The following is a 13,317-nucleotide window of genomic DNA, read 5'->3' on the forward strand; positions in this document are numbered from 1 at the left end:
ATTACTGTATTTAACTAAGCAGGGCCAGCAGGTCTTTTTTGCCCAGCTCTTTAAAATAAGAAGCATCAGTTTTTACCAGGTCGCCAACCAACTCTTTTTTGGTGGCCTGTAGTTTTTGTATTTTCTCCTCCACCGTATCGGGGCAAATAAGGCGAATAGCAATTACTTTCTTCTTTTGCCCTATACGGTAGCTGCGGTCAATTGCCTGATCTTCCACCGCCGGATTCCACCACGGATCAACCAGATACACATAATCAGCCTCTGTAAGGTTAAGGCCGGTGCCTCCCGCTTTCAGGCTTATCAGAAATACACGTATTTCTTCTTTCTCTCTGAATTCATTCACCACCGCCTCTCTGTTTACCGTACTGCCGGTAAGGTAGCTGAAGGCAATGTTCTCTTTTTCCAGTTCTGTCTTTATCAGTTCCAGCATAGATACAAACTGCGAAAACACCAGCACTTTATGCCTGCCCGTTTTCTCTTTCAGCTGCTGTGTCAGTATTTCAATTTTGGAAGAAGCATTGCCCCACAGATTATCTTCCGGCAATAGTGCGGGTGAGTTGCAAATCTGCCGCAACCGGGTAATACCTTTCAGCACATACATAGCTGCTTTAGGCATGTCGTCATCATCCTTGCCTTCAATATAATCGCGCAGTTCTTTTTCGCTGGCATCATACGCTTTGCGCTGCTCAGGGCCCATGGGGCAGTACACCACCATTTCCGTTTTCTCCGGTAATTCTGTAGCAACCTGCTGCTTGCTGCGGCGCAGTAAAAATGGATTGATAATATTCTGTAAGGCTGCTGCCCGTTTATTGTCTTTAAACCTGTCAATAGGTATAGCAAATATGTCGCGGAAATACTGTTTACCACCCAGCAGGCCGGGGCAGGCAAAAGAAAGCTGCCCGTACAGGTCAAACGTATTGTTCTCTACCGGTGTGCCCGAAACAGCAATGCGGTTACGGCATTGCAACAGGCACATGGCTTTGTAACGCTGCGACTCTGCATTTTTTATATTCTGCGATTCATCGGCTATTACATAGTTAAACGTAAAAGACTTCAGGCATTTAATATCCGATACCAGTGTACTGTAGGTGGTAATAACTACTTCGTACGCAGCAAACGTACTGCTGTCTGTTTCGCGGTCTGTACCATGGTGTATGTATAGTTTTACGGAAGGGGCAAACTTTTCCAGCTCTTCCCGCCAGTTAAACACCAGCGATGCAGGTACTACTATCAGGTTGGTGTTGTTGGTTACCTTTTCGCGTTGCGATAGTATAAAAGCTATCAGCTGTATAGATTTGCCCAGGCCCATGTCATCTGCCAGGCAACCACCAAAATTAAAAGAGTCCAGAAAGTTTAACCAGTTAAGCCCCTGCCATTGGTAATGCCGCAACGTGCCCTGTAAGGCCTCCGGCACCGGAATTTCTTCAATGGACTCAAAGCGGGCAAAACGCAGGGCGTAGTTCTTCAGCTCCTCCTGTACTTCCGCATCCAGCATGCTTTCATCAAACAACTGGTTTACGGCAGAAAAGCATATTTTAGGTATGGTCAATATTTCGCCATCTATTTCACCGGCGTTAAAGTACTCCGCCATTTTGTGCATCCACGCTTCGGGTAATATACCCAGGGTACCATCATCCAGCTCTACATACCGGCTTTTGTTCTTTACCGCTTTATGCAGCTTTTTCAGCGAAGCCTTTCTTTTACCAAACACCGCCTCAATATTGGCATTAAACCAGTTGGCGCCACTGAGCACATGTATCTGAATATTTACTTTATACGGGTTAAGGCGGTTGTTCTGCAGATCGTTAAAACCATAAATGGTAATCCCTTCTGCCCGCCAGTGTTCAAATACATTTAAAAACCATTCTTCCTGTAAAAACTGCGATTTGTGCAGGTAAAACCAGGTAAGCTCATTATCTACCTGTTCAAAAAAATCAGGATGTTGCTTTATCAGTAAAGCGGTAAATGCCAGTTCGGCGGCATCATCGCGCTGCACCGTAAACAAATGGCCTTTATTATCGGCTGCATAAATCTGTTTTTTGGTGCGTATAGCAATCTCTACCTCTCCATACCGCATTACAGGGTTAACCAGTACATAGTTCTCCGATTCGCTCAGGTAAATCATTTTCTCATACGGCTTATCCATTCCCTGCTCCTGCAACTGCTCTCTGGTAGCAGGCTTCATATAGGTATAGAAAACAGAAACGGCATCTTCCAGCTGCTCCAGTATCTCCCGCTGAAAAGCCGGGAATTTGCTTTCGTGCAGCATAAGGCAGTAGTGATGCTGTTTAAAAAACAACAGCAGCTTTAACAGCTGATACGTAGCAGGCAAATAGTAAGTATTGGCTACCACTATAAACGCATCAAACTGCATAGGCAGGACCTTAAAATCCAGCGCATGGCCTTCTATGGTAACCTGTAAAGCCAGCTCGTAAAAGTTGCCCTTTTTATCTACCACTACGGTTATGTGATGTATCAGTTCGCCTATAGTAACCGGCTCTACGCTGGAGGCGGTTACGTTATCACCAGCCTCACTGTTATGCCGGTAAAAAGGATATCCGGCAGGATTTTTAACAATAGCCCGCAGCGCGTTAAAATCTGTTGCCGCTTCGCTATCCTTTGCCTGGTTCAAAAACCGGCTTAACCCTGTAAAAAACTTTACCTCCTGTGCATGATCGGTACGCCACAGATAATCCAGCGGGTTTACAGCCTGCATAGGATTTTTCAGCTTACCGGCTTTGGTCATTTCCGATTTATATAACTCTACCACCAGATGCCGGTAATACCTGTGTTGCCGCAGCACCACTGCCACCACTTCTTTTTCGTCAGGCTTTATGCGAAGCAACCCCGGTGTGGTACCTGCGGCCAGTAACTGCTGCTGCAGGTAGCGCGTGCTATCGGCTGTAATGGGAAACAATTCTGGCGAACGGGGTTTTATCTCTGCTTTACCGCTATGGTATTCCACCTTAAAAAAACGGTCGGGAAAGGCTTCCTGCTGTAAGCCATACGCTACCGCAAACTGTTTCATTTTCTGCACGCGCAGCTGATCATCAAAAAATATCAGCAGGCTTTCCCTTGCAGCAATATTTACCAGTACCTGTGCCCCGTGGGTACATAGTTTGGCTTTGGTTTCTGTGCAGGTACAGGATACAGCCAGTATAGTATCCCGCCGGGCTACAGATACCAGGTGTGCAGTTTCTGCTATTACAAAAGTGGCTGTATCTACAGTTATATCCACCGGTTGTAAAGCGGTATAAGAACGGTCTTCCGACGGTACAGTGCAGGCACAATGCTTCTGCACAAAGCTGCTATCCAGTTGTGCTGCATCAAAGTTATATATCATATACACCTGTTCCCTTTCTTCCGGCTGCTCCATGGTATGTGTTCCCTTTTCTGTTACAGTGCACAAATCTCCCTTTTTTAGGTGATATTTGTTAGCCTATGCTGTCAACTCACCACCAGGTATTCATTGAAGTGGCGAAGGAAAAAAGCTTCTCCAAAGCCAGCGATACCCTGTTTATATCGCAGCCTGCCATTAGTAAGCATATAAAATCGCTGGAAGAATATTACAATACCAGATTGTTCGACCGTAAGGGCATTCATATTGAACTTACCCCTGCCGGTAAACTGTTACTGCAAAGGCTGCTGCAGGTAAAAACCATACAGGAAGAAACGGAGTTTGATTTGAGTATTATGAGCCACCAGAGCATGGGCAAAGGTGTATTAAAGCTAGGCGCCAGCACTACTATTGCGTTGTATATACTCCCTAAAGTGTTGTCTGTGTTCCTGGAGCACTATCCGCAAATGGAAGTAAACCTGCTTAACCGCAACTCTGAAATTGTATTGCAGGCCCTGCTGAACCAGGAAATTAACCTGGGCATTATAGAAGGCCGCGAAAAGCTTACCAACGTGGTGTATCACCCATTTATGAATGACCGTGTTATAGCCGTATGCAGTAAAAAAAATGCCATTGCACGTAAAAAAAGCTATCCTTTAAAAGAAGTAATAAATATGTCTATAGCGCTGCGCGAGCGTGGCAGCGGTACACTGGAAGCCTTAAAATATGCTTTAGAAAAAAATAAAATAGGCTTGAACGATCTGCAGGTAAAAGCCCGCCTGGGTGGTACGGAAGCATTGAAGAATTTCTTAATAGAATCGGACTGTGTAGGCTTTCTTCCGCAACGCTCTGTAATTAAAGAGTTGAAATACGGAGAGTTAACAGAGGTACACTTTGAAGGGCTGCATATTGAACGCAGCTTTTACTTTATACAACGCAAGGGCGAAACCAGCGAACTCAATAAAAAATTCATTGCACAGGCGCGCAAAGTCTATAACAAATAGTTATAGGTTATAACTTAACGGTATCTGCCAGGTTATAGGCACAGATTACTTTTATGCTATGGAAACAGCAGTAAAACATCTGTCGCTGGCAACCACACTGGAGTGCCCAAAGTGCGGAAAACCTTATGCAATAGAGGCACTGCAATCATATGCCACCTGCTGCAACCAGCCACTGGTAACCCGCTACAATTATACATTTCATAAATCAGACATTAACACACACGAATACAGCATGTGGCGTTATGCGCCGCTGCTGCCGGTATTTGATGCCAACAATATAGTAAGCCTGGGTGAAGGATGGACGCCTATTCATCACCTGGCCAAAACCTCCGTTGAGCATACCGTATTACTCAAGGATGAAAGCGTTAACCCCACCGGCTCCTTTAAAGCCCGTGGTATAAGCGCGGCAGTATCTAAAGCAAAAGAAGCAGGTATTACCCATTGCATTATACCTACTGCCGGTAACGCAGGCGGTGCCTTAAGTGCGTACTGCGCCAAAGCCGGTATAAAAGCCACAGTAATTATGCCTGCCCATACACCTGCCACTTTACAGCAGGAGTGCCGTATGTATGGCGCAGAACTGATGCTGGTAAACGGCCTTATTAATGCCTGTGGCAACCTGGCCCGCCAGCGGGTACAGGAAACCGGTGCCTTTGATATGTCTACCCTGAAAGAGCCTTACCGGTTGGAAGGCAAGAAAACACTGGGCTACGAAATAGCAGAACAATTAAACTGGCAACTGCCAGATGTAATTATATACCCCACAGGCGGTGGCACCGGCCTGGTAGGCATGTGGAAGGCTTTTGAAGAAATGCAGCAGATGGGCTGGATTTCCGGTAAGCTGCCCCGCATGGTAGTAGTACAAACACAAAATTGCGCACCCATGATACAATTATTTGAGCAGGGCAAAATTGCCCCTGATTTTGAAGCAGGTGCTTCTATGGCTTATGGCCTGGCGGTACCCGAACCGTTTGCGAAAGACCTGATGCTGGAAGTGCTGCACCACAGCGATGGTATAGCCCTTACCGTAACAGAAGAAGAAATGGAACAGGGTATGAAAGAAGTGGCAGCAACAGAAGGCCTGCTGCTGTCACCCGAAGGAAGTGCCACCTATGTAGGTTTGAAAAAACTGATTGAAAAAGACTGGATACAACCGGAGGAAACCGTGCTGTTGTTTAACACCGGTGCCTGGTACAAATACCGCTAACGCATGTTTACTTCCACCACTGGCCTGTGGGATAGCTTTTGCCCACATACACCGGCTCACCAATCATAGGTGTGGCAAGCGGCAGGTTCAGTTGGGCAGCTGCGGCAGTTACCCGCTGTATCGGTTCGTTCCAGGGATGAATGGCTAACCGGAACTTAGCCCAGTGTACGGGCATCAGCACCTTCGCCTTTACATCCATCGCCGCCTGCGCGGTTTGCTCCGGCATCATATGAATGTACGGCCAGGCAGTATTATACTGCCCGCACTCCAGCAGGGCCATATCAAAGGGACCATACTTTTCGCCTATTTCGCGGAAGTGGGTATCGTAACCGGAATCGCCACCCAGGTATAATTTGTATTCATCCAGTTGCAATACAAAGGACGACCATAACGATTCATTCCTTACCAGCCCGCGGCCCGAAAAATGGCGTGCCGGTGTGGCGGTAATGGTTATGCCCGGTGCAATGGTTTCGGTTTCCCACCAATCCATTTCCTGTATAGGCTTCTCCCCTGTTACAAAGCAGGCTATGTTTTTTCCTACCCCCAGAGAGGTATAATATTTTTTAGTGCGGTGCTGTAAAGCGGCTATCGTATGCTTATCCAGATGATCGTAGTGGTTATGCGTGATAATCATTACATCAATATCCGGCATATGCTCCGGCTTGTATACATCTGCACCGGCAAAAGCCTTTACCATACTGCGCATGGGCGATGCATGACCACTAAAAACCGGGTCTATCAGAAAGCTGAGTTGTTTATAACGGATAAGGTAAGAAGAGTGCCCGAACCATACCACCACCGGCACATCTGTATTCAACTGCCGTAAATTGGTAACAACATGTGGTACAGGAGCCGCAGGGTTTACTGTTGGGGGCTTTTTCCAGTATTCACGTAATACGGTTGAATAAGAAACGCCCTCTGCCAAAGCGGGTGTGGGCGATAAATTCTGAAACTTTTTATCTCTGAAATTCTTTGATTCTTCTGTGGTGCGCCATTTCGTTTTCATCACTTTGCCTGCATTTTTTTGTGCCGTTACGCTAAATTAGAACTGTTTTTGTTAGCGTATTTTAAAAATGAGCGGGTGGCGGCTGGAACGGATGAAAGGCAAAGCCCCCTGAAACAGCTGCCAGAAAAAGGCGGCCATTCAGGGGGCTTTTACTACTATTCAGCAGGATTTATTTGCCGGTAAGCGGCATATCCCTGTTCATTTCCTCTATATCCACCGGTTGCGAAAAATCGCCCAGTAGCCAGCGGCTGTAATAATCTGCCAGGCCCCAGAAAAACCACTCCTGCATATTACCGTAAGCGTGGCGCTGACCAGGTAACAGCATTACATCAAAGCGTTTGTTGGCCTTAATTAAAGCATTCATTACGCGTATACTGTTGGCCGGGTTTACATTATTATCAATATCACCGGTGGTAATCATTAAATGCCCTTTCAACTGTTTTGCCAGATCGGCATTTTTTTCAATACTGTATACAAAGGAGGTATCGCCTTTATCGCCAATTATTTCCTTTAACCCGTGGTGCTTTTCACTCCACCAGCGGTTGTAAATACTGTTATCGTGGTTGCCGGAAGAGGAAACCGCTACTTTAAAAAAGTCAGGGTATACCAGCATAGCAGCGGTAGACATAAAGCCACCGCCGGAATGGCCGTGAATGCCTACTTTATCAATATCAATATAGCTGTGGCGGTTGGCCAGCTGTTCGGCAGCTGTTTTTTTATCGGCCAGGCCATAATCACGCAGGTTGCCATAGCCATAGTTATGGTACCATTTAGAGCGGCCGGGGTTACCTCCCCTGTTGCCCACGGTAACTACAATAAAACCAATCTGCGCCAGCCTGTCTGTTCTGTCTGCAACACGGGCAAACGCTTTATTTACCGCTTCCGTTTGCGGGCCGGGATATACATACTCCACTATGGGGTATTTACGGGTGCTGTCAAAATCGTATGGCTTGTACATTACGCCGTATAAATCGGTAATACCATCATCTGCTTTTACGGTAAATATTTCCGGGAATTTATAACCGGCACCAAACAGCGAACGCAGATCGGCCGTTTCCAGGTCCAGTACTTTTTTACCCGCTACACTGTATAATGCAGAAGCAGGTATAGTGTTTACGCGGGAATAGTTATCAATAAAGAACGCATTGTTATCGTTCAGATTTACCGCATGTTCAAAATTGCCATCGTTCAGCAGTTTAAAACCACTGCCATCCAGGTTTACCCGGTACATATGGCGGTAATAAGGATCTTCATTTTTCTCTTTGCCATTGGCCGTAAAATAAATAGTGCGGCTGGCATCGTCTATACCTTCTATATCGTTGCAATGAAATGGGCCGGAAGTAATCTGGTTTTTCAGGGTTCCTTTTTCATCATACAAATAAAAATGTCCCCAGCCATCTCTTTCGCTCCAGAACACCAGTTCCTTTCCATCATTCACAAGGCCCAGTCTCTGAAAGTCGATATAGGTGTTAGAACGCTCTTCTATAAGCGTGGTAACAGAAGCCTTTGCTACATCCACCAGTAAAACATCTACCTTTTTCAGGTCGCGGCTCTGGCGGGCCATATAAAAGCGGCTGTTGTTACCCAGCCAGCGGTTGGGGCGTTCTTCCTCCTCCCGTTCTTCTTTTATTATAGGGGCAGACCAGAGCGTTACATCCTGATCTTTAAAGGCAGCTACATTCACCTTTTGCTGGGTATGCGTAGTCATATCAAACAAACACAAAGCATCCTGCGGCGCTTCTTTTTCGCCGGGCATCTGGTACTTATAGGTTTCCAGTGTAGGTCTGGGGTCTGCAATGCTGTTGATAACCCAAAAGTCTTTTACATTGCGCGAATCGGTACGTACATACGCGAAGTGTTTTGAATCGGGCGACCAATATACGCGAACAGGTTTGCGCTTATTTTTATTCTTTTCTTTTTCTACATTGTTTTCATTTTCCATGCTGCCACCATAGGCGTTAAACTCAACGCCATCTGTAGTTAATGCCGTTTCTACAATGGTGCTGTCTTCTTCTTTTTTCAACGCCTTTTCATAGTTAGCCCTGTCCATATAGTACAGGTTAAAATGCTTTGAAAAAAGGATGGTTTTGCCATCGGGCGATATAGATGCCCAGGAAGGTTTATGCTTAGGCTTGGTAAAATCGTTTAACACCGTAAGGGTGTTACTATCTATACTATAGCGGAAATAAAAAACCTTTTTGCCTTTTTTGGTAGCGCTGGTATCTACGGAGCTTCTTACTTCAAAGCGGATGCTTTTTTCATCTTTACTTACCTGTAAACTATCAATAGGTAAATGCTGCGCATCAAACGGATCTTTAATAATTTTCGTAAGCTCTGTAGCCAGCTTTACGTTATCAAACAAAAACTTCTTTTCGGGTATGGCCGCATTTACTATGTACCAGTTTTTTCCTTCGGTGGTTTCGTACTCGTACCAGAATCTGTTATCCTTTTTTAACCAGTGAGGGGTAACTGTAGTGGAGAACACCATTTTATCCTGCCGTTTGGGCGAAAAGCGTGCAGCCAGTTTATAATTAGCCTTAGCTACAGGCGTTTGCTGGGAATACGCGGGTAAAATGCTGATGAATGCCACACCTAAAAGCAGCAGTTTCATTGTTTGTTGTTTTAGATAAATAATAGCAGCGCAGCAATAGAATGGCATTGGCCGCAGCTAAAAAGCAGGCCTTTTGTTTTTCTCATGTCTGCAACTGCATTGCAGGCAATAAAGGTAAACGGTTGCAGCAGCTCTGGTAGTTTACTGCAGTAAAGCGTCGGCCAATTCCACCTTTTCATCGCCAGGCTATTAAAAAGCAGCCGGCTGTGTATCACTTCAATCAGCACCAGCCTGCAAAAGCAACCCCTGTTTGCCGTACACCGAATATTACGCCCGAAAAGTATGGGTGGGCTATTATATTTGTAGCCACTAATATTTCCGATTCATGTTGCCAAAATACCCAGGCCTTTACATTGCAGCGTTTGCTGTTTCCGGTTTATTTACCGCAGCTTACGGGCAGTCCCCCCACCCCGCAGGTAAGCATTCAAAGAAAGATACTTCTGTATACCGCGCAGTAGCACAGCCCTGGACGCAGGCAGACTTTACGCCTTTTAAAGAACAGCCTTCTGCAAAGCGTAAAAAAAAGCAGGAAAAGGCTACCACTCCGTTCTCTGAAATGGTACAGACAGACAGTACCACCTTCACCATCAGCGGCCGCAAAATACAACTGCACAAATCCGGCTTTCCAGCACAAATCACTTCTTACATAAGCCCGGATCTGAGCCGTGTAGACACTACGCCTTATCCGATGCTGACAGAGCAGGTGCATTTTCACATTGTAAATGCCGCCACACATAAAGACATTGCTTTTACCAGCAAAGGCATCACCTTCCTACGGCAAAAAACAGATTCTTCTATCTGGACTGCTGTTAACACCTCTCCGCTTTTACAGATGGACGTTACCGGTAAAATATATGCCAACAGCCAGCTATCGTTTAACGTTACCCTCACCGCCCTGCAAAACGTAGAGCTGGATGAGATAAGAATGCACCTGCCTTTCACCTTTGCCACCGGTGAATACTTTACCGGGCTGGGTTATGCAGGCGGTGTGCGCCCCGATACGGTTAACTGGAAATGGGATGGCCCCGTTGCCTACGGCCGTGGTGCCTGGATAGGCAGCTCCAATGCAGGCATGTGGTATTTGCTGGAAGATGACCAGCGTAACAGCAATAGTACTCCTGCTTCGTGGAGCAACAATGGTAAAGGTGGTGTATGGGTTGGCATAAAAGGAAAATCTGTACTGGCAGATAACTACAGCGGCAAACGCAGCATGCGCCAGGGAGAAGTATTGCATTACAATTTCAGCATGGATATTACCCCGCATACAGGAAGAAAAGGAACATTCTGATTTACCGTTACCCTTTCAACAGCATTTATATATCTTGTCCGGAGCCGTAACCTTACATGCTCCGGACTTTTTTTATTGTACAATCACCAGTAATTGTTGCCTAAACCGTAGCCACCCGCAACCATTTGTAACCCTCCTGCACCGGTTAGCAGTTAACTGATAACATACCTGCAAAGAATGATTAATTTTATGCCCGTAACTCAATCAATCTATGCCGCTGTCTTCGCTTACTGATACGCCTTTCCGTTTAGAACTTTGTTTTCCGGAAGTATTTGACCGTTTGGAAAAACTGGCAGCAGACCCGCATGCAGAAGCAAACGCACGCGCCCGGCAGCTGTTACAGGATGCAGCCCCTTTTCCGGAGTTGCGTAACGGTATTACCGATGTGCAGCAGATTACACAGAACGAGCCACTGATACGCCGGTTGCTGGCCGACTATTTTCCGGAAGCACTTACCCTGAACGAGATAAAAGCGATAAGCATTCCTTTTCTGGATGTGGTGTTTAACCACTCAGAGCGCTTTAAAAATATTCTGGCAGCAGCAGGTAAAGAGTTTCACATTAACATCCGCGATTTTGATTATCACCAGTATTATGTGCTAAGCTGCTGTATTATACTAAACGAGTTTTATAACACGCAGCTGGATTTTGGCAAGCCGCTGTTTTTTGATATTCCTACATCAGACGGCATTACCAAACATTACCGCATTTTATACAATGCTGACTTTTTAGAAATATACCCTACCGAAAAATCAGTACCGCTTACCCCGGAAGATATTGATGAACTGCGGAACAGTTATGATAACCTGGCCCTTTGGAAAGAGAAGTTTCCGAAAGACAGCTGGGTGCTGAAAGGGTTTGCCATTATGACGTTGTACGATGCTACGGTAGAAAATGCAGTATCTATTCTGAAAGAAAAATTATTAGGTATTAATGCCTCAGGCTTCCGGGACAGTATTGCTTCTATCTTTCAATCTATATACCGCATTAAAGACATTGATGTAGGCTTTACCGTATACAACAAAAAAGAAAATACGCTCAGCTTTGATATGTTTGGCCAGCAACTGCCCAGTTTTATACTGGAGCAGCGCGAAACCGAAGATGCAGGCAAGCTGCTGTGCCCACGCGCCAACGAATGCCTGCTACATAAAAAAACACCTTTTGCCGTATCGGATATAGACGAGTACCGCGCAGCTTTTCCTGAAAATGAACTGGGGCCACGTTTTGTAAAGCAGGGTATTAAAAGCTTTATACTATGCCCCATAGTTAAAAACGGGCAGCTGTTTGGCATTCTGGAGGTTGTGAGTACCAGAAGCAAAGCCCTCAACAGCATTAACGCCAATAAGCTGGAGGTGGTGCTGCCATTTATTACCGATACCACAGAAAGGCTTGCAGCAGAACTACAAAACCAGGTGCAGGCGGTTATACAAGCCAAATACACAACAGTACACAACAGCGTACGCTGGCGTTTTCAGGAAGAGGCGCAGCGTTACATTTTAGCATCGCAGCTGGGGCGTAGCTATCAGTTACAGGAAGTGGTGTTTAAAGATGTACACCCGCTGTACGGGCAAATAGACATCAAAGGCTCATCCGAAGCACGCAACAACAGCATTCAGCTGGATATGGAATATCAGTTAAACCAACTGGCCGGCTTGCTGCAACAGATAGCTCAGTATTTACCGGAAGAAGATTTTAGCGGAGAAACAGCAGCCATCAGCAACTACCTGCAGCAGTTACATACACCGCTTAAAGCAGCTACAGAACAATATATTGTAACCTGGCTTACCAGAGAGGTGCACCCACGTTTGCAAAACATCAACCACCCGCAGTTGCGTGCCGCTATCAGCAGCTATTTTACGGCCAATGAAAAAGAAACCGGTTCCTTTCATCAGGAGCGCAGAAAGTATGAGGCCAGTATTGCCATGGTAAACGACCAGTTGGCTGCCCACCTGGATAACCGGCAAACAGAGGCGCAGGAAGCACATCCGCATTACTTTGAGCGGTTTAAAACCGACGGTATAGAACATAATCTTTACCTGGGTCGCTCTATATGTCCGGACAAAGTGTACGACCATCTCCGGTTATATCAGCTGCGTTTATGGCAGCTGGAGGTACTGTGCGAAATGGAAGCGCTGCACCACCAGCTAAAACCTTCCCTTCCCTGCCCGCTGGATGTAACCAGCCTGATTCTGGTGTACCATTCTGCCATTGATATACGCTTTAGAATGGATGAAAAACGGTTTGACGTAGATGGCAGCTACAATGCCCGCTTTGAAATTGTGAAAAAACGAATTGATAAGGCCTGCATTAAAAACACCACGGAGCGCATTACCCAAACCGGTAAAATAACGATTGTGTATCTGAACGACTCTGAGGAAGCGGAATACCGTCAATACCTGCAAATTCTCCAGGCCCGCAACCAGCTGGCTACAGAAATAGAACAGTATGAAATTGAAGACCTCCAGGGCATTTCCGGGTTAAAAATGCTTCGGGTAGCCGTACAGCGTCCCTGATTTTTCCTATAATTTATGGCTCCGCCCTTCTGTTTTGAGAGAAAACAGGAGAGCGGAGCTTCTTTTTTTACAAGAAATATACTTCTAACTGAGTCAGAAAAATTTCTGTATTAGCCGGAAAACTTTCTGATTCAATTAGAAAGTTTTCTGTCTCAACCAGAAATGTTTATAATCAAGCTGGAAATATTTCTGATTATTCTGGAAAGTTTTCTGGATTTAACGGAAATATTTCTGGTTTGTATAGAAAGCTTTCTGTTTTACCCAGAAATGGGTCTGTTTAATAAACTGTGTCACAGGTTTTCTATATGAAATACCTTTAAACACAGTAAGATGGAACAGGAAAACTCAGAAA

General features: G+C 45.6%; 7 protein-coding genes. 4 read left to right on the plus strand and 3 right to left on the minus strand.

Annotation, left to right across the window (positions count from 1 at the left end; all coding sequences use genetic code 11):
• Window positions 1-10: 10 nt before the first annotated feature.
• Entirely contained in the window at window positions 11-3,409 is a 3,399-nt protein-coding gene (locus IEY13_RS12965) for a DEAD/DEAH box helicase (RefSeq protein WP_229687846.1), read from the minus strand.
• Window positions 3,410-3,441: 32 nt separating this feature from the next.
• Between IEY13_RS12965 and IEY13_RS12970 the strand changes: the two genes are divergently transcribed.
• Window positions 3,442-4,341, plus strand: a complete 900-nt coding sequence (locus tag IEY13_RS12970) for a LysR substrate-binding domain-containing protein (protein WP_188952612.1) — start codon at window positions 3,442-3,444, stop codon at window positions 4,339-4,341.
• 58 nt (window positions 4,342-4,399) lie between these two features.
• On the plus strand, window positions 4,400-5,548 hold the full coding sequence (locus tag IEY13_RS12975) for a threonine synthase (protein ID WP_188952614.1): 1,149 nt from the start codon (window positions 4,400-4,402) through the stop codon (window positions 5,546-5,548).
• A gap of 7 nt (window positions 5,549-5,555) precedes the next feature.
• Here the strand turns inward: IEY13_RS12975 and IEY13_RS12980 are convergent, their stop codons facing one another.
• Together IEY13_RS12980 and IEY13_RS12985 are read right to left on the minus strand one after the other, a co-directional pair.
• Window positions 5,556-6,554 (minus strand): MBL fold metallo-hydrolase, encoded by a 999-nt coding sequence (locus IEY13_RS12980; RefSeq protein WP_188952616.1) that lies wholly within the window; start codon window positions 6,552-6,554, stop codon window positions 5,556-5,558.
• Between the two features lie 169 nt (window positions 6,555-6,723).
• Window positions 6,724-9,165 (minus strand): S9 family peptidase, encoded by a 2,442-nt coding sequence (locus IEY13_RS12985; protein WP_188952619.1) that lies wholly within the window; start codon window positions 9,163-9,165, stop codon window positions 6,724-6,726.
• A 325-nt stretch (window positions 9,166-9,490) separates the two neighbouring features.
• Here IEY13_RS12985 and IEY13_RS12990 point away from each other — a divergent pair, with 325 nt between their 5' ends.
• Together IEY13_RS12990 and IEY13_RS12995 are read left to right on the plus strand one after the other, a co-directional pair.
• Complete coding sequence (locus tag IEY13_RS12990; protein ID WP_188952621.1) at window positions 9,491-10,453, plus strand: glycoside hydrolase domain-containing protein; 963 nt, start codon at window positions 9,491-9,493, stop codon at window positions 10,451-10,453.
• A 211-nt stretch (window positions 10,454-10,664) separates the two neighbouring features.
• Window positions 10,665-12,965, plus strand: coding sequence for a GAF domain-containing protein (locus IEY13_RS12995; protein WP_188952623.1), 2,301 nt, complete (start codon window positions 10,665-10,667; stop codon window positions 12,963-12,965).
• Window positions 12,966-13,317 lie beyond the last annotated feature (352 nt).

It is taken from the genome of Filimonas zeae, from assembly GCF_014641615.1.
Classification (GTDB): domain Bacteria; phylum Bacteroidota; class Bacteroidia; order Chitinophagales; family Chitinophagaceae; genus Filimonas; species Filimonas zeae.